At 54.0% G+C, this 24,973-nt stretch carries 24 protein-coding genes and 1 tRNA gene; 14 read left to right on the forward strand and 11 right to left on the reverse strand.

The features are described from left to right. Positions 1-759: 759 nt before the first annotated feature. From EKL30_RS18080 to EKL30_RS18090, 3 genes are all read right to left on the reverse strand, one after another. On the reverse strand, positions 760-1,236 hold the full coding sequence (locus EKL30_RS18080) for a PaaI family thioesterase (RefSeq protein WP_126708651.1): 477 nt from the start codon (positions 1,234-1,236) through the stop codon (positions 760-762). Between the two features lie 216 nt (positions 1,237-1,452). Then, on the reverse strand, positions 1,453-2,433 hold the full coding sequence (locus EKL30_RS18085; protein WP_126708652.1) for a DUF808 domain-containing protein: 981 nt from the start codon (positions 2,431-2,433) through the stop codon (positions 1,453-1,455). 91 nt (positions 2,434-2,524) lie between these two features. Continuing rightward, positions 2,525-3,433: a YihY/virulence factor BrkB family protein gene (locus EKL30_RS18090; protein WP_126708653.1), complete on the reverse strand. Its 909-nt coding sequence runs from the start codon at positions 3,431-3,433 to the stop codon at positions 2,525-2,527. Between the two features lie 326 nt (positions 3,434-3,759). On the opposite strand from EKL30_RS18090, the gene EKL30_RS18095 reads away from it, so the two are divergent. From EKL30_RS18095 to EKL30_RS18110, 4 genes are all read left to right on the forward strand, one after another. Then, positions 3,760-5,040, forward strand: a complete 1,281-nt coding sequence (locus EKL30_RS18095; protein WP_126708654.1) for an MFS transporter — start codon at positions 3,760-3,762, stop codon at positions 5,038-5,040. A gap of 154 nt (positions 5,041-5,194) precedes the next feature. Continuing rightward, positions 5,195-6,295, forward strand: coding sequence for a D-alanyl-D-alanine endopeptidase (gene pbpG / locus EKL30_RS18100; RefSeq protein ID WP_233583245.1), 1,101 nt, complete (start codon positions 5,195-5,197; stop codon positions 6,293-6,295). A 12-nt stretch (positions 6,296-6,307) separates the two neighbouring features. Beyond that, the gene (locus EKL30_RS18105) at positions 6,308-7,096 is read left to right on the forward strand and encodes an NRDE family protein (protein WP_126708655.1); all 789 of its coding nucleotides are present in this window, start codon (positions 6,308-6,310) and stop codon (positions 7,094-7,096) included. Positions 7,097-7,178: 82 nt separating this feature from the next. Then, positions 7,179-7,388: a hypothetical protein gene (locus EKL30_RS18110; RefSeq protein WP_126708656.1), complete on the forward strand. Its 210-nt coding sequence runs from the start codon at positions 7,179-7,181 to the stop codon at positions 7,386-7,388. On the opposite strand, the gene ypfH is transcribed toward EKL30_RS18110, so the two are convergent. Next, complete coding sequence (gene ypfH / locus EKL30_RS18115) at positions 7,385-8,170, reverse strand: esterase (protein ID WP_233583247.1); 786 nt, start codon at positions 8,168-8,170, stop codon at positions 7,385-7,387. The two genes, EKL30_RS18110 and ypfH, sit on opposite strands and share 4 nt — an antisense overlap. A 190-nt stretch (positions 8,171-8,360) precedes the next feature. On the opposite strand from ypfH, the gene EKL30_RS18120 reads away from it, so the two are divergent. Beyond that, positions 8,361-8,822 carry a GatB/YqeY domain-containing protein gene (locus tag EKL30_RS18120; RefSeq protein ID WP_126708658.1) on the forward strand — a complete coding sequence of 154 codons (462 nt, stop codon included), beginning with the start codon at positions 8,361-8,363 and terminating at the stop codon, positions 8,820-8,822. Between the two features lie 17 nt (positions 8,823-8,839). On the opposite strand, the gene EKL30_RS18125 is transcribed toward EKL30_RS18120, so the two are convergent. Together EKL30_RS18125 and EKL30_RS18130 are read right to left on the reverse strand one after the other, a co-directional pair. After that, entirely contained in the window at positions 8,840-9,241 is a 402-nt protein-coding gene (locus EKL30_RS18125; protein ID WP_126708659.1) for a BPTD_2524 family lipoprotein, read from the reverse strand. A 136-nt stretch (positions 9,242-9,377) separates the two neighbouring features. Beyond that, entirely contained in the window at positions 9,378-10,463 is a 1,086-nt protein-coding gene (locus EKL30_RS18130; RefSeq protein WP_126708660.1) for an alkene reductase, read from the reverse strand. Positions 10,464-10,639: 176 nt separating this feature from the next. On the opposite strand from EKL30_RS18130, the gene EKL30_RS18135 reads away from it, so the two are divergent. The 3 genes from EKL30_RS18135 to EKL30_RS18145 all read left to right on the forward strand — a co-directional run bounded on the left by EKL30_RS18135 (position 10,640) and on the right by EKL30_RS18145 (position 12,852). Further along, positions 10,640-11,293: a TrkA family potassium uptake protein gene (locus EKL30_RS18135; protein ID WP_126708661.1), complete on the forward strand. Its 654-nt coding sequence runs from the start codon at positions 10,640-10,642 to the stop codon at positions 11,291-11,293. A 2-nt stretch (positions 11,294-11,295) separates the two neighbouring features. Further along, on the forward strand, positions 11,296-12,663 hold the full coding sequence (locus EKL30_RS18140) for a TrkH family potassium uptake protein (protein ID WP_126708662.1): 1,368 nt from the start codon (positions 11,296-11,298) through the stop codon (positions 12,661-12,663). 112 nt (positions 12,664-12,775) lie between these two features. Further along, positions 12,776-12,852 (forward strand) — tRNA-Pro (locus EKL30_RS18145). 971 nt (positions 12,853-13,823) lie between these two features. Here EKL30_RS18145 and EKL30_RS18150 read toward each other — a convergent pair. Continuing rightward, positions 13,824-14,561 (reverse strand): GntR family transcriptional regulator, encoded by a 738-nt coding sequence (locus EKL30_RS18150; RefSeq protein WP_126708663.1) that lies wholly within the window; start codon positions 14,559-14,561, stop codon positions 13,824-13,826. Positions 14,562-14,713: 152 nt separating this feature from the next. Here EKL30_RS18150 and EKL30_RS18155 point away from each other — a divergent pair, with 152 nt between their 5' ends. From EKL30_RS18155 to EKL30_RS18175, 5 genes are all read left to right on the forward strand, one after another. Further along, complete coding sequence (locus tag EKL30_RS18155) at positions 14,714-15,673, forward strand: tripartite tricarboxylate transporter substrate binding protein (RefSeq protein WP_126708664.1); 960 nt, start codon at positions 14,714-14,716, stop codon at positions 15,671-15,673. Between the two features lie 33 nt (positions 15,674-15,706). Next, the gene (locus EKL30_RS18160) at positions 15,707-16,870 is read left to right on the forward strand and encodes an enolase C-terminal domain-like protein (RefSeq protein WP_126708665.1); all 1,164 of its coding nucleotides are present in this window, start codon (positions 15,707-15,709) and stop codon (positions 16,868-16,870) included. A gap of 24 nt (positions 16,871-16,894) precedes the next feature. Beyond that, positions 16,895-17,737 (forward strand): fumarate hydratase, encoded by an 843-nt coding sequence (locus EKL30_RS18165; RefSeq protein WP_126708666.1) that lies wholly within the window; start codon positions 16,895-16,897, stop codon positions 17,735-17,737. 12 nt (positions 17,738-17,749) lie between these two features. Next, positions 17,750-18,313 (forward strand): FumA C-terminus/TtdB family hydratase beta subunit, encoded by a 564-nt coding sequence (locus tag EKL30_RS18170; RefSeq protein WP_126708667.1) that lies wholly within the window; start codon positions 17,750-17,752, stop codon positions 18,311-18,313. A 69-nt stretch (positions 18,314-18,382) separates the two neighbouring features. Next, positions 18,383-19,561, forward strand: coding sequence for a CaiB/BaiF CoA-transferase family protein (locus tag EKL30_RS18175; RefSeq protein WP_126708668.1), 1,179 nt, complete (start codon positions 18,383-18,385; stop codon positions 19,559-19,561). Positions 19,562-20,304: 743 nt separating this feature from the next. Here EKL30_RS18175 and EKL30_RS18180 read toward each other — a convergent pair. Continuing rightward, positions 20,305-20,922, reverse strand: a complete 618-nt coding sequence (locus tag EKL30_RS18180) for a nitroreductase family protein (RefSeq protein WP_126708669.1) — start codon at positions 20,920-20,922, stop codon at positions 20,305-20,307. A 57-nt stretch (positions 20,923-20,979) separates the two neighbouring features. Then, on the reverse strand, positions 20,980-21,852 hold the full coding sequence (locus tag EKL30_RS18185; RefSeq protein WP_126708670.1) for an EamA family transporter: 873 nt from the start codon (positions 21,850-21,852) through the stop codon (positions 20,980-20,982). A 64-nt stretch (positions 21,853-21,916) separates the two neighbouring features. Here EKL30_RS18185 and EKL30_RS18190 point away from each other — a divergent pair, with 64 nt between their 5' ends. Next, on the forward strand, positions 21,917-22,441 hold the full coding sequence (locus tag EKL30_RS18190; protein ID WP_126708671.1) for a MarR family winged helix-turn-helix transcriptional regulator: 525 nt from the start codon (positions 21,917-21,919) through the stop codon (positions 22,439-22,441). A 26-nt stretch (positions 22,442-22,467) separates the two neighbouring features. Here EKL30_RS18190 and cax read toward each other — a convergent pair whose 3' ends face one another. Next, the gene (gene cax / locus EKL30_RS18195; RefSeq protein ID WP_126708672.1) at positions 22,468-23,562 is read right to left on the reverse strand and encodes a calcium/proton exchanger; all 1,095 of its coding nucleotides are present in this window, start codon (positions 23,560-23,562) and stop codon (positions 22,468-22,470) included. 284 nt (positions 23,563-23,846) lie between these two features. Beyond that, positions 23,847-24,941: a nitronate monooxygenase family protein gene (locus EKL30_RS18200; protein WP_126708673.1), complete on the reverse strand. Its 1,095-nt coding sequence runs from the start codon at positions 24,939-24,941 to the stop codon at positions 23,847-23,849. Positions 24,942-24,973 lie beyond the last annotated feature (32 nt).

The following is a 24,973-nucleotide window of genomic DNA, read 5'->3' on the forward strand; positions in this document are numbered from 1 at the left end:
CCTGCCTGCGGTGTCTGCAGAGAAACGAGATTATGAAGGAGTTCGTGGGGCTTGTCAAACCGGGGGGAGGCCTAGACCGCACCGCACCGCCAACCTGCCACTTACCGCCCTGCCTTCGCAGCTCTTTTCCTGCCCTTCGCTACCTTCCAACATCCGGGTAAACCCGAGTGCGTTGTGCGGCGAAGAACGAAACTATAGCACAGCTTTTTAGCGCCGTGCAAGCGGGTTCGTGCCAAACTGCCCCATCGAGCCTGCCCCGCAACATTCGACGACACGTAAGCCGTTGAAATAAATCCGTAAAACTATTCTAGCACCCTGAAAAATAAATCTCAAAAGTGCTGGTTCCGGCTAAAAAGCAGGAGAGGCTTCGTTGATACCCTGCTTTGCTCGACCTGGACTGCATCACTTTTTCCTGTTTATTGACCGCAGAACTAGTTTATCGACCTCTAGTACGTTGATTTGTACTTTACCTATCCTTAGCAGGCCGATTGCTATTGCGCCCACTGCCAATGCACCGACGGCGAGGGCCCCTATCGCCACAGCTCCAATAGCCTGCGAAGTCGAATCGGAAGAAAGTAAGCCTTTTCGCTTATCAGACACGTCGTAAGACGTATCGCTCTTCCCACGAAGTGTGTACGACCGTGTAGATCTCGACTGCATTATTGCGCTCCTTTTTGTGCGCGACTATATATAGTGACTATATATATAGACAGAGATATAGCAATCTCGCTCGCGACGGCAACTTCCAGCTCTACGGTTCTAAACAAGTTTACTGGCCTGCTCGTCGGTCTTGCCATGAATGCACATAAGTGTTTGCTGCCCCAGAGCTACCAATTTCCTTTGCTCACCCGTCACGCCAAACACTTCAAGCTGGCAAATCGTCAACGTGCGTCCCGAGCGAACGACTTTGCCCACCGCCTCTAGATAGTCGCCTTCAGCCGGCGACACCAAATTGATCTTGAATTCAACCGTAAGAACCGAGCTATCGAGCGGAAACAAGGTAAAGCCCGCATATCCCCCTGCCGTATCAGCAATAGCACTCGTCGCACCCGCATGAAAGAACCCATGTTGTTGTGTAAGTTCTTCTCGAAACGGCATACAAACGTAAACCAACCCTGGCTCGACCCTGGTAATTTCAGCACCCAAATGCCGCATCAACCCTTGCCGGTCAAAGCTTTCCCGGATACGTTTTTCCATCGCCGCATCTTTGCGCTCTTTCATCAGCTGTTCTGACATGATTTATCGCTCCTCGGTAGCGTCAAAGCGTAGCAGGAATACCACCGAAAGCAATCGTCTTGCGCTGAGTACTTAATTTGTCCGACGGGGTCGCCTTTTGCTGCAAGGGCCCGTAGCAAAATTTGCCACCTGCTTTATGCTGTAACGTTGTGATAACGCTGGATTACTCGGTAGATTCTTCGAGATCGCAGCCGATGGAAACTGTCGCGCAAAATTCTAACGAATAACGCGCTTCACCCCAGCAACAACTAACAGAGTGATGGCTCCGGCGACAATACCGAGGATGGCACTTGCCAAACTGGGGCCGATCAGGTTTAGGGCTACGTTCCACAGCCCCGGTGAACCCGCGGCGTCGATATGAACGTAATCATGAACAAGCGCTTCAGCACCTGCGATTCCATGCATCAATATGCTGCCACCCACCAGAAACATGGCTATCGTCCCAACGATGGAAAGCGATTTCATCAGCCATGGCGCCATGGTTAAAATCGCCGAACCCAACCGGCGCGATACGCGCGGTATAAAGCCGTCACCCCTGCGCTGACTTAAATACAGTCCACCATCATCCAGCTTCACAATCCCTGCTACCAGGCCATAGACACCTACGGTCATTATGATCGCAACCGTCGAGACCACTATTGCCTGTGAGACGAAACTGACCGCCGCCACAGTACCCAAAGTAATCGCTATGATTTCTGCCGAGAGGATAAAGTCTGTCCTGATAGCCGCTTGTATCTTGACCTGCTCAGGCGTCGGGCTAGTCGGCACATCGCTTGCCTCAGCTCCGGCTACCGGCGCCGCGACTGCGCCAGCGGCTGTCGACAGCTTAGGTGGAACATCCAGATGTGCCACATCGTTCGGGCGAAATAAACTATGAACGACTTTTTCTACCCCTTCGTAGCAAAGGTATAGGCCACCAACCATCAACAACGGCGTAATAGCGGCGGGTATGAAAGCACTGATTGCCAACGCGGCCGGTACTAATATTAGTTTATTGACAAACGAGCCTTTGGCTACAGCCCAAACCACCGGCAGTTCGCGGTTTGATACGACTCCTGTCACTTGCTGCGCATTTAGCGCAATATCGTCACCCAACACCCCAGCCGTTTTTTTAGTGGCGGCCTTGGTCATCAATGCGACATCATCCAGAACACTGGCGATATCGTCCAACAAGGTTAATAGGCTGCCTCCGGCCATAATGCCCTTCCGAACTCGGGATAGAAGTTTTGGATCTTACCGTTCGCCAGATTCAGCCGCGAGCTCAGTTACATCCCGTTAATCCATTATTTTATGGCGGCGTCATTGAATCATTGCGGTCCGTTGGTTCATTGCGGTCCGTTGGCTCATTGGACGATGCTCGAGAGCCGTAATGGTTGGCGTAGATCCATGTAAATTCCGCGCCCAGTAAGAAAACCTGCGCCGCGTAATACACCCAGATAAGCACTACCACCACCGAACCAGCGGCCGTTAGCGAAGATATGGTGGAACTCTTGCCCACGTACAGCGCAATAAGTGATTTTCCGATCTCGAACAGTATGGCGGTGACGATTGCCCCCACCCATACATCGCGCCAGTTAATCTTTGCCTGCGGCATGAATTTATATATCATGGCGAAAAGCACGGCAGCGATAGACACTGAGACAAGTGAATTGAGGACTTGCAGCAGGATCTCCCAGCCAGGAAAAAGCCCCCCCGTCCATTGCCCCAGGACGGCGAGCGCGGCGCTGACCACCAAAGACACAAGTAAAAGAAAGGCCAGACCTAACACCAGGCCAAAAGAAAGCAGCCGAGCACGCACGGTGTTCCAGATTCCAGAGACTTGCTTGCTCGGCACCCGCCAGATCCGATCCAGCGCGCTTTGCAATTCGGCGAATACAGTCGTCGAACCGATTATCAGGAAAATCACACTAATTATGCCCGCGGTCATGCCTTGGGCAGGTTTATTGGCACTTTTTATTAGCTCCTGTACACCTGATGCGCCATCGCTGCCCACTAACCCGCCTAGCTGACGGAAGATTTCTCCCTGAACGGCATCTTCGCCCCATACGAACCCTGCCACGGCAATAACAATAATAAGCAATGGCGCGATGGAAAACACCGTATAGAAAGCAATCGCAGCGCCCATGCTTGAAGCATTGTCTTCTTGCCACGCCACGATAGAGTTCTTGACCAGTCGATAAAACGTTTTCACTCGCATATTGCGCTCCGGGGATGGCAACTTTCCTTATGAAAGGAAGTTTTCCTAATAAAGCTTTGCCGATGAAGTGACCGGCCGCCTGAAATACGCGTGTGCGATGCAAGCCGTGGGCCTGACATCGGGAGTGGCGGCGGCATCAGGGATGCAATCTAGCGAAAACCAGGGGTAGCGATGTCTAGAATCTAGAAGAACAACATAGACGAACAAAAAGTTGAAGCGATAGCTACCGATCTATCGTATGCATGCAGTATGCTGCTGATGGAAAACAATAAGATCGAAAACCACCGTTCTGAGACAACCACAACTAGCCCGTACCGGTAGCGACTATGACTAGCATCGAACAGCCCCTCGACAATAATGAATCGCCCTACGCGTGGGTGCGCCTGGTCGTATCGCTCCTGCTTATGACAATTGGCGGTTCCGGCATGTATTCGGTAACTGTGGTGCTGCCACAGATACAGGCCGAGTTCGACGTCAGCCGCTCAGAGGCCTCGCTTCCGTATACCCTTACCATGATTGGGTTTGGCTTGGGCGGCATCCTTATGGGGCGTCTTTCAGATCGCTTTGGGGTGATCATGCCGATCATCGTAGGGACACTGGGCCTTAGCGGCGGATTTATCCTCGCAGGTCTGGCCCAAAACCTCTGGCAGTTTGTCTTCGTGCAAGGACTACTGATCGGTTTGTTAGGCACTGCGGCAACGTTTGCTCCCCTGGTCGCTGATACCTCACAGTGGTTTACTCGGCGACGCGGCATCGCCATAGCGATCTGCATGAGCGGAAATTATCTGGCCGGTGCCGTATGGCCGCCGATAATGCAGAACTTTATTGATCTTGTTGGATGGCGACAGATGTACATAGGCGTCGGCATCTTCTGCTTGATCTCAATGTTACCTTTGGCTTTGGTGTATCGTCGAAAGGCGCCATCGATTGCGGTAGTCGCCAAGCAAGGCGCCCGGCCCAACGCCCGCTTCAGGCTTGAGGCTGAAAAGTCGGACCCGAACCGGCCACTGGGACTGACCCCCGGCGCGCTCCAAGGACTATTATGTATAGCCGGTGTGGCATGCTGCGTGGCCATGGCTATGCCCCAAGTGCATATCGTGGCCTATTGTGGCGATCTGGGATTTGGTGCTGCCAGAGGCGCAGAAATGCTATCGCTTATGCTGGGTCTGGGAATCGTAAGCCGGTTAGTGTCGGGATGGCTGTCTGACCACATTGGCGGGCTACGCACCTTACTCGTCGGTTCTGTGCTTCAAGGTGTCGCCTTGTTGCTATTCCTGGGCAATAACGGCTTAGTCTCGCTGTATGTAATATCGGCGCTTTTTGGTTTATTCCAAGGAGGTATAGTTCCCGCCTACGCCTTAATAGTTCGCGAATATTTTGCGCCTGAACAGGCTGGCGCGCGAGTGGGGACAGTCCTCATGGCCACCTTATTCGGTATGGCTTTAGGCGGTTGGATGTCAGGTGCAATCTTCGACATTACCGGCTCTTATCGTGCCGCTTTCATGAACGGCATCGCCTGGAACCTTATAAATTTAAGCATAATCGGCTTCCTGCTTTACCGGGCACGCCGCGGGTTTAAAACATTCGACACCGCCGTCCGCGCTTGATGTGCTTGCGCCGTTTTGCTGTACATAACGACAGCTTAGTCTCAGTCTAAACATCCGACCTAAACTTTTTCTTAACAAAATCTTGTAACTTACTAATATGGCGGCGGATTTTCTGATACTATCCGATCAATCAACAATACTTTAAGCGTCAGCTATGCTTGCCTGGAATCCTTCGTCGCGTCATTTTTCACTGTCGGCTTTGCTTCCATTGCTGGTATTAGTAATGTTCAATGCGAACATCCAGGCGCAAGCCGCGACGCATTCTAGCGCACAGTCGACCCAAAAGACTGTCGTTAATGCGAAGAAAAACACTGCCAAGAAAGGCAGCTCTCGCAAAACGCATATCGTCCAGCGCCGCAATTTGCGTCCTGTCGCCTATGGCAGTGCCGTGGCGGCAGCGGGAGCCGCAGCGAAAGTACAGGTTGGATTGCGCACTGGGCCGGCCGACGATATCGTTGTGCAGCCTAATGCGCCCCAGGTGGAACCGCTTACAACCCAAGCCATGTTGCGTTCCGAAGTCGCTTTCGTCCAAGATCTCGAGACTTCTGACATTCTTTATGACAAGAATAGCGATGAAGTCCGCCCTATCGCTTCAATTTCCAAGTTGATGACAGCTTTGGTCGTAGCCGATTCGGGCCTTCCCTTAAACCAAATGATGCAAATTACCGACGCCGATGTCGATCGGGTACGCTATTCGCGATCCCGCTTATCGGTCGGTACAGAATTGAGCCGTGCCGACATGCTGCATCTAGCCTTGATGTCGTCGGAAAATCGGGCCGCCCATGCCCTGGGTCGCTACTATCCTGGCGGCATGCCTGCCTTTGTACGTGCCATGAACGATAAGGCACGCGCCTTGGGAATGCGTAGCACGCGATTCGTCGAGCCCACGGGTTTGTCGAGCGAAAATGTTTCGACGCCCCGCGACCTGGTCAAGCTCCTGCAAGCTACCAGTAAACAACCACTCATTCATCGCTACACTACCGATGACAAATACGAAATCGAGATCGCGCGTGGACGGCAGCTGGTATATAACAACACCAACCGTTTAGTCGGTAAATCCGACTGGGACATAAAGGTTTCGAAAACCGGCTTCATTAATGAAGCGGGCGAATGCCTGGTTATGCTGACCCGGATTGATAACCGCGATGTCGCGATTGTATTGCTTAACGCGTCGGGACGATATTCTCGTATCGGCGACGCGGTTCGCATCCGCACCTTAGTGGAAAACGCCAGCAACAGCGTTGCCATGCTGTAAAACCGCTGACGTATGTGCATCGCATATTTAGCGCTTAACGCTCATAAAGAGTGGCCGCTTTTCATTGCAGCGAATCGCGACGAATACCATAGTCGACCGAGCCTGACAGCGGCGCCCTGGCAAGACCATCCCGATGTAATAGCCGGCATCGATTGCCAAGGCAAGGGCACCTGGCTTGGCATCACCCGGCAAGGTCGGTATGCCTTACTGACGAATTATCGCGATCCCGCAACGCTTATCAAAGATGCTCCCTCGCGAGGCGATCTTGCACGCCAATACCTTACAAGCGATAAACAACCAGATTCATATGCACAAGACGTATTTGATGCGTCCAACGCGTATAACGGGTTTAACCTCATTGTTGGCGATTTAACGACGGCCAGCTACGTCGGGAACCGGACCGATCAGGACGGCCCTCAAGCACTCGGGCCTGGACGCTACGTTATTTCAAACCATCTATTGAATACGCCCTGGCCGAAGGCAGAACGGCTTAGACTAGCCCTCGATTTGTATCCCCTCGAAACGCTTGAGCAATCATTGACGCACGTATTTGAAACCCTGAAAGACAATACGCAAGCTGAAGATCATGCGTTGCCCGTTACGGGATTGACGCTCGAGCGCGAGCGCTTGCTAAGCAGCCCCTTTATTATCAGCCCTGAGTACGGCACCCGGTGCTCAACCGTTATCGCCGTCCATGCCAGCGGCCGCGCAATTTTTAGTGAGACCAGCTATAACGCTTCGGGGTCCGCGACAGAACGCCACGACTGGCCCTTTTCAATCGAAAGACCCAACGGTAGGTAGACGTCTAGCACGTTAGAATACTGCAAACGTCGCACTCGCCTTCGCCAGCAAGGTCAATAGCAAAGCGGCTTACGCGAGTGACGTGCAGCTCGTCATACGCAACGAAAACGATGCCAATGTCCTGAATATGGCGTCTGAAGGACCTTTCCTTCTCATCCGGTTAAGCCCCGGTACCTATCAGGTATTTGCCACCTATCGGGGCGAGACACAGTCGCGCACGGTAACCACAGGAGCATCAGGCAGCAAGCGCCTGACATTCCAATGGAACCGCAGCGCGTCTGACCCCAATTAATGTAGCGTTCGTTTCGCAGTGCCGTTCGCGGACTGATTACAATCCGGCGGCGAAAGCGGTTCTTTGTCGCTGGCAATCTGTTGTAAAGACGTTATGGCCTCTTCCCAACTGCGCAAGGGCACACAGGTTTGCAGACGAACAATCGCTTGTTTAATTAAGGCCCGATGAAGTTCGTGTCCCACGGCCGACGCTACGTCAAGCGTGGCATCACCCTGTAATTCGCTTATACGAACCACCGTAGCTTCGACCTGTCCCGTGGGAACGTCCTGATCGGCAGATCCGTGGAAGAAATGCAGCAGAGAGGCCGGCGCCGCTTTGTCAGGCATTGAGGCATACAAGCCCGAGAATGCCAGAACGCGTCCGGCAATATCGGGTTGCGCCAAACTGGCTTCCAACGCCATAGAGGCACCTTGCGAGAACCCCGCCAAGGCAGTCTGCTCGCCCGATAAATCGTATTGAATCTGCAATTGTTGTATTTGCCCAATCAGATCGGGCAATGCCTCGTACATCCGCGACGAATAGTTATGCGAGGCAAGATCTTCAGGGTTCACCCAGTGGTATCCCAAAGATGCCGCGCGCTTATCGTCAGATGGAGCGCTTTGAACGCTCACAGAGCCATAGGGCAGCACGACCACCGCGAAGGGAAATGCATGTTTGATCGCTTCAGCTAAAGGAAATAACTGCTCGGGAGTGGCTGATTCCCCGTGCAGCAAGACAAACAATAGACGAGGCGCACCGTGTTTGGGTACGAAGACAAATGGCTGTGGATGTGTGGGATTCATGACCATAACAATAAATATAGATGAAAAATTCGGCAGGAATCTAGAAAATTGTACGCCAGATGGCACGGGATACGCATCTGCAACTGCGCCGCAATCTTTTCTGCACTCGGTGCTTGGCGGGTACCGTTGCATTCATCGCGCGCCCGCTATTTATGCACTGCGCTAAAATAAAATTATTTTTCAGGATTTCATCATGAGCAATACGCTCAAGCCACAACTTTCCGATGCCGTTAAAGCGGCAATGCGCGCCAAAGACGCCCCGCGTCTAGCGACGCTACGCTTTCTTTTGGCCGCCATACAACAGAAAGAAGTTGATGAGCGTCGCGACCTTAACGACGGGGAAGTCACAGCCATCATCGAAAAACAGGTCAAGCAACGCCGCGAATCAATCGCCGCTTTCGAACAAGCCGGACGCGTTGAAACCGCCGAACACGAAAAGGCGGAACTCGTCGTTTTGCAAGAGTTCCTGCCTCAGGCGGCAACTCACGAAGAAGTTGAAGCAGCAATTGCCGCAGCGATCGAAGATGTGAGCGGTCAAGGAATCACAGGCGGGCCGGCAATGGGAAAAGTCATGGCTCTAGTTAAAGCAGCACTTGCCGGCCGGGCGGATATGTCGGCGGTCTCAGCCCAGGTCAAAGCGCGCCTGATGTAAGGCCTGGTAAGCTGGCCTTACTTGTACACCATGCAAACCGAGGTATCCATGCGTATCGACTCACGCATGGCATTCAAGGCTTTGTTATCCCAAGGGCTACGGCCCCAAACGGCATGGGTCACTTCAGTATGGCGGGCGTCTACCGCCTTTATTTCCGTCCGTGCAACTTCAATGCTTTCCATCGGACCGCGTACCGCCACAAGCGCCGTTTGCAGAACCGGGTCGACCTGCGCATAAACATCGTATTGTTTTTTACCACGCAGGCATTCGCTTGCCTGATTCTGAGCCCGCAGGTAAACAATTTGATAACTACGCGGAACGGTGTACGAGATGCTAGGCGAGTTGCCTTGCGGCTGTATGCCCAAGGTACAGCCTGACAGGAACGTCGCGGTGCCAATACCGATAACTAAGGCTTTCACCTTGCCTCCTTTTGGCCATTTCGGGCCGTTGAATGAGCATGATCAACGAACCACCGAGTCCAATATCTCGCTGCACACCTAAACTTAGCATGCCGCTTGAAAATGCTGGCAATTTTCTATCGATATACCGTATCGATCAAGGGCAAACTTCGCCTACTACAAGATTTTCAGCATTCATGACGGGATAATCAATATAACCTTTCGGCCCGTCGGCATAGAACGTATTGGCATCCCAGGCAGCGAGTTCTGCGCCGGCACGCAAACGCGCCACGAGGTCTGGATTCGCTATAAACGCCTTGCCGAATGCCACGGCGTCAGCCTCACCGCTCGAGACGACCTGCTCGGCCATTGCACCATCGTACTGTTCGTTCAAGATCACGGGACCGCCGAACGCGCTCTTCATGTCGGCAGTAATGCCATCCTTGCCCGACGCTTCCCTTATAAACAGAAAAGCGATGCCACGACGACCAAGTTCGAGAGCGACATGGCCGAAAAGAGCACGAGGGTCAGAATCTGACATGGAGTGGGCGCCGCCACGCGGCGACAGATGCACGCCGACGCGGCCAGCCCCCCAGATCCCCGTGCATTCGTCCACTATATCAAGTAGAAAGCGAGCGCGATTCTCGACCGAACCGCCGTATTGATCGTTTCGTTTATTTGTACTGCTTTGCAGAAACTGATCTATCAGATAACCGTTTCCAGCATGGACCTCAACCCCGTCAAAGCCGGCTTCACGAGCATTCCGGGCTGCTTCGGCAAAATCCGCCACAATGCCCGGAATTTCCTCTGTATGCAGGGCGCGCGGGACAACGTAACCCCGGATAGGTCGCAGAAGGCTGACATGCCCCTCGCAAGCAATAGCACTTGGCGCCACGGGCATCTCGCCATTGAGATATTCTGGGTCCGACACCCGCCCTACGTGCCAAAGCTGCAGAAAAATCTTGCCGCCTTTGGCATGCACCGCTTGGGTTATGGTCCGCCAGCCTTCTACTTGAGCGCTATTCCAGATTCCTGGTGTATTAGGATAACCGACACCTTGAGGCGAGACCGATGTTGCTTCTGAAAGAATAAGGCCAGCTGTTGCCCTCTGGCAGTAATAGGTACGCATCAGATCACTGGGAACTCGACTTTTCGTTGAGCGTGTGCGCGTCAACGGTGCCATTACAATCCGATTGCTTAATGCGACTGCACCCAGTTGAATGGGGTCGAACAAACTAGCCATATTTAGTACCACTATTCAAAACGAGGTTGGACCTAATACATTAGTCTGCACGAAAACTACAGAGTCTGCCCACATAAACGAAATTCCGTAAGGGTTTTTACCAGAATTTGCGGTAAGCTACCATTCGGCGATGGCATTAATTGCGCCGCCGCGAATGCACAACCGAAGGAGCGTAAATGGGACAATTCGCTGTAATCGGACTCGGCCGTTTCGGTTCGGCAGCTTCGTTAGAGCTTATGAAAATGGGACACTCCGTGTTGGGCGTAGACACGGATACCAAAATAATAAAAAAGCTTGCAGATGAATTGACTCATGCCGTAATTGCCGACGTAACCGACCGTGCGACCCTGGACGAGCTAGGTCTTGATCACTACGACGTTGTGCTGGTGGCCATAGGTGAAGACCTCCAGGCCAGTCTGTTATGCGTGGTTCACCTGAAGTCGCTGGGTGTCCAAACTGTTTGGGTGAAGGCGTCTTCACATGCTCAACATCTGATACTGAGCAAGTTAGGGGTCACACGAATCGTGCATCCTGAGGAGGAGATGGGTATACGGATAGCACAGGCGCTCAGTTACCCCATGGTTAACGATTACATCTCGCTCGGCAATGGGGAATTCGTTGTTGAAATTGACGTGAACGAACATTTGAATGGCGTGCCCCTCGGCGAAATTCTGAAGAACCAGCCGGACACCATTCACGTGTTGTTGATTAAGCGAAAGACAGTCATCACGGTCCACCCTACCCCCGATTTTATTCTCCACGCCAAAGATGTTCTCGTTATGTTGGGACAGCTGAGCACGTTAAAAACTATTGCTCCCAAACTGATGTAGCCATGCGTAACTGGCACCCCCTATATACCTATCAGTCCTATAAGCGAATTAAACGAACAGGACTGCTGCGAGCCAGCCCGCCAGTGGTACTGGCAGCTGGTTTTTTAGGATTAATTGTGTTGGGTACTGCCCTGCTCTCGATCCCAGCGGCTACGCACCAGCCAATAAGCTTATTCAACGCTTTTTTCATGGCAACCTCTGCGGTCACCGTAACGGGGCTTGCTGTGATCGATCCGGCGACAGTGCTCACCCCTTTCGGGCAAATCACGTTGATAACGCTAGTTCAGTTAGGCGGACTGGGGTTTGTCACTTTTGCTGTCGTCTCCGCTATTACTCTGGGTAGACGGATGAGTCTGACGCATCAGGCACTGGCGCTCGAAGCCTTAAACCAGACGAGCGTGTCGAAGATTCAGCATAATGCTTTTCTTGTTTTCAGGACGTCACTGGCGATAGAAGCCATCGCCGCTGTCATCCTGACGTTATGGTGGTGGGGCGACTATCCCTTCATCACGGCGTTGTACCGTGCGATTTTTCATGCCATCGCCGCCTTCAATAATGCAGGATTTTCACTTTTCCCCTCCAGTCTTGCAAAGTTTGTGGACGACCCTGTCACCATTATCGTTATATCCTCACTGATCATTCTGGGGGGGATAGGATTTACGGTGCTAGGTGATGTCCGCCATAAGAAAGCATGGTCCAGGCTACTACCCTACACCAAGCTCATACTGTTAAGTACTCTGGTCCTAAACCTGGCGGGCTTCTTTGCCATCTGGGCTATGGAATTCACCAACGCCAACACGCTGGGCGCACTCTCTATACAAGGACAGGCTTTAGCGGCATGGATGCAAAGTGTGACATCGCGCACGGCAGGTTTCACGACCATAGACATCACCCAGTTGCGAGACAGCTCCACGCTTGTCGTCATACTATTAATGTTTATAGGCGGGGGCTCGTTAAGCACGGCCAGCGGCATCAAGATTGGTACCTTCATCGTGCTCCTGGCAGCGGTGTATTCCTATATCTTTCATAAGAAAGAGGTCGTACTGTTCAAGCGCTCAATCTCCCCGGAGACGGTCCAAAAGTCCCTTGCCCTTTTGCTCGTTACCACTGCGCTTGCTTTTGGTGGCGTATTGCTTATGACGATATTCGAAGATATTCCATTTATCAGCATCCTGTTCGAGGTAGTGGCCGCCCTGAGCACAACCGGCCTGAGCCGTGATTTGACGCCACATTTATCCTGGCCCAGCCAAACGCTTTTAACGGTTCTTATGTTCGCCGGAAGGTTGGGCCCATTGACCCTTGTGTATAGCCTGGCAACGCAAAAACGCAGCCGCATCCGCTACCCAGAGGCCGACTTTCAGGTCGGCTAAGGGATCTGCTTGAACAAGCTGAATAGAAACGGAATTTGTGCTAGAATTTCGTTCTTCACTAGACGGCATTTGGCCAACAGTGAACGACTAAGGTCGCGAGATCTGTAGTTTTCGGGGCGTAGCGCAGCCTGGTAGCGCACTTGCATGGGGTGCAAGGGGTCGAAGGTTCGAATCCTTCCGTTCCGACCAATAAAATCAAGGGGTTAGCCGATTATTCAGCTAACCCCTTGTCCTATTTTGGCTCAATATTTCATTCTGGGGGCCAGCCTGGGGAAGTGGTACACGCCCCCTGACCATGACCTACGGGAGCTGTCGAACACGGTACTAGGGAAGCTGGCAACCGGCATTTCATGGAAAAGAACGCTAACGGGACGATTTTCTATCACGGAGCGGACCGCAGCCTTTCGCCGCTGGAAAATACCCGGACGCCTTGAGTTGGTACTGGCTCATCTGGCGACTACACGAGGCGATAAGTGTTAACTATTTTTGGTCCAGTCTCGTTCATAGAGTTAGGCGACAGTTTTTCTTCTCCCCTTCGTTATCCTCTGGCTGCCGTCGTGTCTGAAGCGCTGGGTCCGCCAAAAAAACCGAACGGTTCTATGGCACGCAAGCCATATCTTGGAAGCAAGATGCGCGCTAATGACCTTTCCCACAGTCCTGAGTCTGAACATCGGAACGACTTAGATGTCCTTTTTGCAACCACACGCTAGCTTCCTGCTGCTTTCATGACCCCGACCCTGGCCTCTAAAGACGCAAGCGCTCTAGAACCTCTGCGACCACAGTTTTAACGACGGGCTGAGCGCTCGTCTCCCTGCAAACGGCTAAGCCTACGGCGGCACTTTACGGAGGAGGAGCAGTTCTAGACCTAGGCGTTCCGTAATGGCGAGTAATGTCGTGATTTTGTAATCAGACGCGCCGCCGAGTACGTTCGTCAGCGTATGTCTCGAGCCGCCCGCATTTTTGCGCAGCGACTCTTGATTGACCCGCACGCACTTTGCTTGCTTGCACAGTACAGAAGCAACCTGGGCTAGGTACGGGCTCAATTCCTTAGAAAAAACCGAATGACTACCACGTGCCGGATAATGTGTGGGGGCCAATTAATCCATATTCGACCAATGCCGAACTAGGAGATGTGATATTACTCATGACGCCAATACTGACTACAGTGTTACAGCCTTGGCTCTGTGCATCCAGAAGGTGAACTTAAACTTGTCGGGCGGGTAGGTGTTCACCGTAATCAAGAATGCCTGCTTGGCACGGTCAAGATAATGCCGCGTGATTTCTAGCACCGGTGCGTGCGCCTCGGTGCGCAGCTGCGCTGCAATCGTCTCCGATATGGCCGTCGCGCCGATCTCCTGCTTTACATCGAATACGCTCGTGCCCGTTTGCTTCTCGATGATGTTGCTTAGGAGCCCTGAGCCATCTTTGATCAGCGACAGCACTTGATAGCCGATTTTGGGCTCCAGGTAAGCATCCGTCCAGCATACAGGCGAATGATCATCGGTCTTCTCTGTACGCAGCATCTGGATCTTCAGCCAGTGCTGTCCCGGCTTACATTCCAGCGCCGCGGCAAGTGACGCATCAGCCACTACGTCCGCAATGCTCATCACCTTGCGTTCAGTCTGGCTCGCGTAGTGAACCAGATCCTCGATGTTGTGAAGTGACTTTGTGTACGTATCCGCCGTCGTTTTGGAAACGACGACCGTGCCGGCCCTGCGCTTTCTGCTAATTAAGCCCAAGCCTTCCACGATATTCAGCGCGGAACGAATGGTTGTGCGGCTCACCCCATACTGCTGAGCCATTGCGAGCTCGCTAGGCAGTTGCGATCCAATCGCAACGTCTCCTTCCGTGATGTTCTTTACGATGGCATTAGCCAGTTCGGTATAGCGAACTTCCATTGTTAGTTTCGTCTGTTAAAAGTTACGCCGACCATTTCACCACAAAATGCGAAGTTGAAGACTCCGCGATATCGGTTATTATAGTCCGTACCATTCAATGGTAGTAACCAATAACATGGCCGGTTAGGCCTCTGAGTCAGTGGAGAGAAATTATGTTTAATAAGCTAATAGTTGGGGGTATCGCCGCCTTAACGTTGTCAGCGTCGGTTTTCGCTGCATATCCCGATCGACCCGTGACCATCATGGTTCCCTTCCCTGCGGGGCAAACGGGCGATATCATCGCTCGTACCGTTGGCGAGCAGTTAACCAAGAAGCTTGGCCAGTCTTTTATCGTAGAAAATCGCGGCGGGGCTGGAGGGCGTATCGGTACGGGCTTTGCGGCTCGGGGAAAGAACGACGGATATACACTTTTACTGACCAGCACTGGACCTTTCGCGATCGCGCCCTCGCTTTACTCAACGCTTAATTACGATCCACTGAATGACTTTGAACCCGTTGCCGACATTGCTGCCACGCCCCAGATTTTGGCGGTAAGCAAAGAATCAGGCATCAATAATGTCGAAGGGCTACTGAAAAAAGCCCGTAGCGAAGATATTTCATACGCCTCTGCGGGTAACGGCTCAACACAGCACCTGACTGTCGAGCTCATTAAACAGGAACTGAAAGTTCCGATGGTTCACATCCCTTTCAAGGGCAGTTCAGAATCCAAAACCCAGGTAATGAGTGGGCTCATTCCCTTTACCTCTGATTCGCTCCCCGCAATCCTTCCCCAAATCAAATCCGGTCAACTCAAGCCAATTGCCGTGGTCGATTTGGAGCGGTCTGAGTACCTGCCCGACGTGCCAACGCTTGCGGAGCTGGGTTACCCCAAATTCAGCACGGTCGCGTTCTTTGGCCTTATGGCGCCTAAAGGCACTCCAAAGGAAGTCGTCGACACCTTGAACAAGAATGTGATCGAAATTCTTAATTCGCCTGAAACAACAAAACGCTTCGAAGAGCTTGCCCTGACTCGCGCCAAGGAACGCACACCCGAGGAGTTTCGCGAATACCTGACCAGCGAAGTGGCCAAGTGGAAAAAGGTGATTGACGACGCCGACGCGAAGATCGAGTAAGTACTCTGACCAAACAACTTTGCGGGATTCGCTGTGAAAATAACCCAGATCATTGAAAGGCCGATTCGGCTTGAAAGCAATATCTCCAATGCTTTCGTGAACTTCTCGGAGCATACGGTTTCGTTGGTGGCTATCGTGACCGATCGCCGCATCGCCAACAAGCCAGTGGTGGGGCTCTCGTTCAATTCGATAGGCCGTTACGCGCAGAGCGGGATTCTTCGGGATCGGATGATTCCGCGCCTTATGGGCGCCGCCCCCGAGAGTCTGCTTCAGGATGACGGCAAGCTCTTTAGTCCTGAGAAAGTGCTTGCCTGTGTATTAAAGAACGAGAAGCCAGGTGGGCATGGCGATCGGGCACAAGCGGCGAGTGCCTTAGAGCTTGCCGTCTGGGATTTGAATGCAAAGTTGCTCGATGAACCAGCCGCCCACACCATCGCCAAGCACTTTGGTACGCGCTTCTCGCCTAAAGTCTCCGTGTACGCGGCCGGCGGATACTACTATCCTGGCGAAGACGGAAAGCAACTACGGCGGGAGCTGGAACAGTACAAAGCGAAGGGGTTCGACCGATTCAAGATGAAGATCGGCGGCGCCTCGCTCGGCGAGGACATCCGCCGGATTGAGTCTGCCTTACACGTTGCAGGAGCTGGAGAAAATCTAGCCGTCGATGCCAACGGCCGACTCTCTCTGGAGCAGGCTCTTGCCTATGCACGGGGACTCGAGTCGTACAAACTCATGTGGCTTGAAGAAGCGGGCGACCCGCTGGACTTTGAGTTAAATCGTGCGCTCGCCAATGCCTACAGCGGCCCTCTGGCCACTGGCGAGAACCTGTTCTCGCATCAAGACGTAAAAAACCTCGTGCTCTTTGGCGGCGCCCGGCCGCAATTAGATATTTTCCAGATGGATTCCGGCTTGAGTTACGGCATCACTGAGTACGCCCGGATGCTGCGTGAGTTGGAGAGCCGGGGATTTAGCCGCGCGCAAGCCTTTCCTCACGGTGGCCAGCTATTGGCGCTGCACGCGGTCGCTGGCCTGGGCCTCGGTGGGTGTGAGGTCTATCCAAACATCTTCCAGCCCCTGGGGGGATTTGGCGACGACACCGTCGTCGAAAATGGCATGGTCGAAGTGTCGGACGCGCCGGGTTTCGGACTCGAACAAAAGTCGAGCCTGGCACAAGAATTTGCACGAATGTTTCATTAATTAATACCAAATCAAGGATGACCGATGCGTGAAATACACGTCAACGAGATAATTAACCAAGTCGCGCAGCTTTGCATCGACGCCTGCCATAAGCTGCCAGACGACGTCGTGCAAGGTTTTCACCGTGCAGCCGAGTCAGAGATTTCGCCGCTGGGCAAATCCGTACTCATCAAGCTCATCGAGAACGACAAGATTGCCCGGGAAAACAATGTTTCCTATTGCCATGACACGGGCCTGACCATCGTCTACGCCAAAGTCGGCCAAGACGTACATATTGTTGGGGGCGATTATCAGGAAGCCATTCACGCCGGCGTGCGCAAAGGCTATTCCGACGGTTTCATGCGTAAGTCCGTCGTGGCCGATCCCCTACTTCGCGTAAACAGCAACGACAATACGCCGGCCGTCATTCACACCGAAATCGTGCCAGGAACAGAAATCGAACTGACTGTGCTTCCTAAAGGCGGCGGGAGTGAAAACTGGAGCACGATGAAGTTCTTACTGCCAGGTGAAGGGGTAGAAGGTGTTAAAAAATTCGTGCTCGACGCCATCAATGCGGCTGGCGGCAGTGCATGCCCTCCATTGACAGTGGGTGTGGGCATTGGCGGTAGCTTCGATAAAGTCACCGACATCGCCAAGAAAGCCATTTTGCGAGACATTGGTGATCATCATCAAGACGAGCATATTGCCCAGCTCGAACGTGAGCTTCTGGAAGCGATTAATAAAACGGGGATCGGCCCTCAAGGTTACGGCGGCATCAGTACCGCATTGTGGGTGGCCGTAGAGACGTACGCTTGCCATATCACCGCCCTGCCCGTGGCGGTAAATATCCAGTGTCACGCATCACGCCGCAAAACGGCCGTCATCTAAGGAGTGAGCAATATGGCAACCTACCACCTGAACACGCCTTTGACAGACGCCGACATCAAGCAACTCAATGTTGGCGACGAGGTCTTGCTTACTGGCACGATCTACATGGCGCGCGATGCAGCGCATAAGCGACTGATCGACTTGCTCAACGAGGGCAAGCCGTTGCCTATCGACTTGCGCGATCAGGTCGTCTTTTATGGGGGCCCTGGCCCCACCAAGCCCGGTCATGCCATCGGGGTCGTAGCGCCTACCTCGGCATACCGCATGGATCCCTATGCACCGGCCCTTTTCGAATACGGCGTGAAAGCGGCCATCGGTAAAGGCGATCGCGGAACATCCATGCGCCAGTCCTGTCAGGACAATGGCACAGTATGCTTTTCAGCGATCGGCGGCATCTCGGCGACGTTATTCGCGTGCATCAAAAGTGCGACAGTCGTCGCGTACGAAGATCTGAAAACCGAGGCGATTCAACGCCTGGAAATCGAAAACTTCCCGCTGCTAGTAACGAATGATGCCCATGGGCGCGACTTGTACGAAGAAGAGGTACAAAAGTACAAAGCCATTCTTAATCCCTAGGCAGCATACGCGCACAAGGAAGCGGGCCTCGCCCGCCTTCCTCTTCTAAATCTTCAAATCTATACCGATATGCCATTACCCCTTGCCGGAATTACAGTTGTTTCTCTCGAACAAGCTATTGCAGCACCTTTTGCGTCAAGGCAACTAGCCGATCTGGGAGCCCGCGTTATAAAAATCGAACGTCCAGGACCCGGTGACTTTGCGCGCGCTTATGATTCCCGGGTCAAAGGAATGGCTTCACATTTCGCATGGGTGAACCGCTCCAAAGAGAGTCTCACGCTCGATTTGAAACAGGCCGACGCGAGGCGCATACTCAATGAGCTGCTCGCCAGCGCCGACGTTTTTATCCAAAATCTTGCCCCCGGCGCCTGTGACCGCATGGGCTTGGACTTCGCCACCTTACATCGTGTCCATCCATCCCTCATCGTCTGTGATATCTCCGGTTACGGTGAAGGCGGCCCGTATGAAAGGCGCAAGGCGTATGACCTGCTTGTACAGGCCGAATCGGGCTTTCTTTCGGTTACCGGCGACGACAACGACGTGGCCAAAGCCGGTTGCTCTATCGCCGATATTTCGGCCGGCATGTATGCCTATAGCGGCATTTTGGCCGCGCTACTTGAACGCAAGAACACGGGACTGGGCACTAGAGTCGAAGTCTCTATGCTTGAATCCATGGTTGAATGGATGGGTTTTCCGATGTACTACGCTTACGACGGCGCATCGCCCCCTACCAGGTCAGGGGCATCTCATGCGACGATTTATCCGTACGGACCTTTTCGCAACAAAAGCGGTGAAACCGTAATTCTTGGCATCCAGAATGAACGCGAATGGGCGATCTTCTGCGAACACGTTGTCTTGAACGCTTCATTGGCAAGCAACCCACTCTTTTGCACCAACAGCCTTCGCCATGAACATCGCGGGGCTCTGGAGTCGATTATTCTTAATGCCTTCGCCGAACTGTCGCTCGACCAGATTGTTGAGCGGCTGGACACAGCCAACATCGCGAATGCCAAGTTGAACGATATGCAGGGCGTTTGGGATCACCCCCAACTCAAGGCTCGCAAGCGCTGGAGAACTGTAGAAACTCCCCAAGGGCCCATTGAAGCACTGCTACCCCCTGCGGTCGACGCTCTAGAACCACGAATGGACCCCATCCCGGCTGTCGGCGAGCATGTCGATAAAATACTTGACGAGCTGGGTTACACAGCGAGCGAAATCAAGCTTATGCGAGCAACAGGCTCGGTCTGAATTCCTTTCAAATCGTGCGCGAAAACACTGTCTTGCTCCTACGCACCAGCACCGTAACGTCAACGTGCGCACCGTGGCGCTGGTACTATTTAGAGCGCGATTGGATCGCCGTAAAAGAAAGAGGCCATGCCTATGAATCCTCAACAGAGATTTTGACTTAGAGATTAATCAAGGCTGCGACATAAGCAACTGTCCCACGAAGCGAATGGGGACATACACATGCGGTAAAGACATCGGGCTTGCAGCCGAGGCATCGATGGGACCCAATGTATCGAGCGATCCGTCGAATTGACTTCAATAGGCCGCAGCCTCATACGTGACGTCGTGCGTGCGGAATAACTCACGTTCTTTCCTTCACTGCAAGTTCAATTCGATCTCGGCCTGTGCTAGAAGAAGCATCTGGCGCAGTGTCGGCCGTTGCGCTAAGCACAGACGTCATTCCTGCCTGAGACTTCAGTTTCAGCCGTCATTTTGGCCCAACGCGCAACGTCGGCGCGAATGAAGGCAGCAAATTCATCCGGAGTATTGCCGACCACCTGTGCTGCTGCTCAGTTATGAGCTTGCGCATTGCAGGCTCCTCTGCCAAATCAATCGCCGCCAAGCAACGCATACATAGTTGCCATATCCAGTCCCTCAAGACCCGCTTCGGAACAATGTCGGCAAAAGCCATGCTCAACGGAAGGTCTCCAACTCGTCCAGCTGAAATCTGCTTAGAACAATTGTTGGTGCTGTTACGATCCTCCTCAAGTGAACTCGATGACTTCACGTAACGGTTTGCGAGGCTTCTGTGGCCAGTTGCCCGACATCGCATAACCGACCGTGACAATGATGGCAGGCACTTCTGACGCCGTCAGTTTGAATTCGCGCGATACGCCCTCAGAGTCGAAGCCAATCATCGCCCCTGTGGCCAACCCCATCCCCTCTGCCGCAAGCATCAATGTCATTGCAGCCAGCGATGCAGAGCGGATGGCTTCGTCACGCTGTAATTCTGGGTTGTCGGCGTGCGTGCGAGTGGCTTGGGCGACCCATCGATCGACTATCGATTGGTCCATGATCCCCGCTTCCGCGGAAGGCGCGAGGGCCTGGCCCAGTTGCTCATGAGCAGCCAGTGTGCCGCAGATGATGAAGGTCACCGACGCGTCGGCGACCTTCTGCTGCCCGTAGGAAACAGCCTTCAAACGCGCCTTGGCCTCGGGCGAACGCACAGCGATGAACTTCCAGTTCTGGAGGTTGTACGCTGAGGGCGCGCGCGTGGCTTGGTCAACCAGCACCGTGATGTCATCGTCGGATAGTTGTCGGTTAGGGTCGTAGTAGTTGGTCGAAACACGCGACTCAATAGCTTGCTTGATCGGGTTACTCATAGGACTTCCCATTAAATTTGATTGAACGGTTTTAAGAAAATGATGCCGGTAATTTAGTCAGGTCGGCCGGTTTGTTGCCCATTGCACAGCCAGGATGCTGCCGAGCACCATGAGAAGTCCGACCAGAGACATGCCCGTAACGGATTGCCCCAACAGTGCCCAGCCGAGAATCACTGCCGTCAAGGGACTCAGCAATCCCAGCGATAACACAGCCACCGGTGACAATCGTGCGATGCCACGAAACCACAGCACATAGGCAAACAGTGCGCCTGCAATGGATAGATAGGCATACGCCAGTACGTGTGTAAGGTTTAATGTTGGCAGTGGCGCATCCGCGATCATGGCGACAGGCGCCAACATCAAACCACCCACCAGCAGTTGCCAGCCGGTCAGGGCAAGCACTGGCATGTCCATTCGCCAGCGGCGTGTCAGATAGATCCCGGCAGCCATGCATGCGGCTCCAGCCAACGCAGCCGCAATGCCGATCGGCTCCCAAATGGTGCTCGGAGACAGCAGCAGGAGCGCCATGCCCACAACGCCCAGCATGCTGGCCCACATTGCCAATTTGACAGGCTTGCGATGATCTACAGCCCATATCAACGCCATGACCAGCAGTGGCTGGATCGCGCCCACTACCGCTGCCAGACCTCCAGGCAGGCGATACGCCGCCACGAACAACAGCCCCTGAAAAAACCCGATGTTCAACGCTGACAGTACGACCAGGCGGCCCCACTCGCGCCCCGCCGGCAGATGCCGCATGAACAAGACGAGCAGTAAACCAACGGGCAATGTCCTGATCAAAGCAGCGGTAAACGGACGATCTGGAGGGAGCAGCTCCGAGGTAACGATATAGGTCGAACCCCAGATAGCAGGCGCCAAGGCGGTCAGGATGCTGTCACCCCAGACTGGGCGGTGTGATGGACTGGGCATGAAACAATCTTCAATTCAAGATAAAATCGAAGTTTGACGGTTTTTTATCTTGAGGTCAAGACAAATGGGAACTGCAATAAGAAGCAAGCGACCGCCTGACTCGGTGGATGCCATCCTTGAACAATGGCGCCGTGAGCGCCCGGATCTGGAGATCAGTCCGATGGGTCCTATCGGGCGCCTCAAGCGTTGTGCAGCGCTACTACAGCGCAAACTGGACAAGAAGTTCTCGGAATTTGGAATGACTAATTGGGAGTTCGATGTGCTGGCCACGCTGAGACGTTCTGGAGCCCCATACTGTCTGGCGCCGACAGTGCTGTTTGCAGCATTGATGATCACTTCCGGTACGATGACCCACAGGCTTCAGCGGCTGGAGGCTGCCGGTTGGGTTGAGCGCATACCGAACCGCAACGACGCACGCAGTATGCTGGTCCAGCTGACCGCTGCAGGGCTTGATCTGATTGATCGCGCAGTAGAGGCGCACCTTGAGAACGAACGGGAAATCCTGGCGCTGATCAGGCCTGATGCGCTGGCATCGCTGGATGACCGGCTCGCTGAGTTGTTGTCGACGTTGGAAACCCCGGATCCGTAAAACGGCTGCTTTCGGCCCAAGGCTGATCACTGAACCACCGGTGGCAATAGATAAAGCGTCATCGCGAAAATCAGGTACACCAACAGTGCGAGCACTCCGACAAACCAGGCCGAACGCCCGCTGTTGGTCACCAGCGACACGGTCATGGTGGCGATGATCATCATGATCACTGCGCCTGGCCAGAATTGCAGATTCATCGGTGTCGGCCCAATGACGTAACTGAGGAGCACTAACACTGGGGCGACGAAGAGCGCGATCTGGGCCGAGCTCCCCAGCGCGATGCTCACACTCAGGTCCAGGCGATTCTTGCGCGCGGCGGAAAAGGCCGTGGCCATCTCCGCCGCAGCGCCAACCAGCGCCACGACGACAAAACCTACGAATGCGGGTGTCATCCCGAACGCTACCGCCGCTTGCTGCACGGATTCGATGAAGACCTCGCTTACCAGCGCGATCAGGATAGTGACGCCAGCCAGCGTGGTCAGGGCCAATCGCATTGGCCACGGCGCCTCGCCGGCTTCGGCATGATCCGCGCTACCGAAAAATTCGCGATGTGTCCCAAGCGTGAACAGCAGGCCCAGTCCGTAGGCGGCGATGAGCAGCACAGACAGACTCACGCTTAACTTGTCGGTAAACGCTGATCCCGCCGTGGAATCGGCTCCAGACACCGCCGAGGGCACCAACAACGCGATCGTAGCCAGGAAGAGCAGGCCCGCTTGTAGACGGGCGTTGCCAAGGTTGTATTCCTGCACGTGGTACTTGAGTCCGCCGAGCAGCAACGACGCACCCAACATGAACAAGGAGTTGGCGACAATCGCCCCGGCGATGGAGGCTTTCACCAACGCGTATTGTCCGGCGCGCAACGCTGCCAGCGCAATGATGAGTTCGGTCAAGTTTCCGAGTGTGGCGTTGAGCAGGCCGCCAACCGCATCGCCCGTCTTGGCCGCTACCGATTCGGTGGCGTGGCTCAGTAGCACGGCCAGTGGCACGATGGCCAGGACGGATAGCACGAATAGTAACGTATGGGCTTCAGGCGCGACCCACTGGGTGACGAACACCACGGGCACGAAGGCCAGCAGCCAGAGCGTGGGATTGTGACGAACTTCGATCAGCAGCGAGTTCATAGGAGCGGCCTCGGCTAACTTCGGTTGCGCCTATTTCTCTCACGCATCGCTCAGGCGCTGCACGACCAGAATATTCTAGCATCGTTGCCATGCTCCTCCGAACTCACTTTATGGAGCCCTATCCAGGTAACATTCGAAAGTATCGGCTTTAAGGCGCTGTGGATGACGCTTTCTACTAGTTTGAAAGGAGCAGATCAATCACCTTACTCATGCCGAGTTCACTGAAGCCGACATGAGCACTGCGATGGAGCCGGACCGTTTGCCTCTCCAATCACGATTGACGGCTACGGATTACCTGTACGCGTCGCACTGGTGATCGTTGATGTTTCCTTGATCAGTGCAGCCATGAGTGAGCGGGCATCGCGATGCCTAAGCAGCGGGGCCGCCTGGCCGCACCATATCGACATCAGATCGGAACGTTCCTGCTCACGCGCGGCCTTCTTCATGATGCCAGTGAACCAGCTCTGTATGGGGTATTGCGGTATCTGCGTCTCGTGCGCTTGCAGCTCGTTCATCAGGCGGTTCCGTATGCCCCGCGCAAGCCTGCCGCTGAATACCCTTGTCAAGCCCGTGTAGCGTGCCTCTGGGCTGAAAAGCATCTTGCGATGAGTCGCGTCTGCATTGGATTCTACGCACGCAAGAAACGCTGTGCCGATTTGCACGCCGTGCGCGCCAAGTGCCAGCGCGGCTGCAACTCCGCGCGCGTCGCCGATGCCACCTGCAGCTATCACAGGAATGCGCACGGCATCGACCACTTGCGGTACAAGGGAAAAGGTACCGGATAGCGATTCTTCGGCGCTGCACAAGAATGATACGCGATGCCCCCCTGCCTCGAAACCGGTCGCGACGATCATGTCGACTCCGGCATGTTCCAATGCAATCGCCTCGTCTACCGTGGTCGCTGCGCCAAGCGTCACAATGCCAAGTTCGCGGCAACGCCGCAATACGCTTTGCGAAGGGATCCCAAAAACAAAACTGAAAACCGCCGGACGCGCTTCAAGCACCGCCTCAATCTGCTCGGCATACGGCGGCGCGAACCGCTCCGGTCGTCGCGGTGACGCTAAACCCAGCTCGGTAAAATACGGTTCCAGCAAGGTGGCATTGCGTACAAATGTCGCGTCATCTATCTGCGGGTCGTCGGCGTCATCTAGCGGAATCCATAAATTCAATGCGAACGGACGCGATGTGCCCGCGCGGATCTGGATCGCGACTTCGCGAATGCCCTTCGCATCGAGATGATGCACGCCGTATGAGCCAAGACCGCCGGCTTCACAAACGGCAACAACCAGATCGACCGACGAAATGCCACCGCCGAACGGTCCCTGGATGATTGGCGCCGCCAAGCCGAGGCGGCGCGCCACTTCAGTATTTTTCCACATGATTAGGGCTCCCAATGCTGTCTGCTCCGCAG

The sequence above is a fragment of the Candidimonas sp. SYP-B2681 genome, from assembly GCF_003971065.1.
In the GTDB taxonomy this organism is placed as follows: domain Bacteria; phylum Pseudomonadota; class Gammaproteobacteria; order Burkholderiales; family Burkholderiaceae_B; genus Pollutimonas.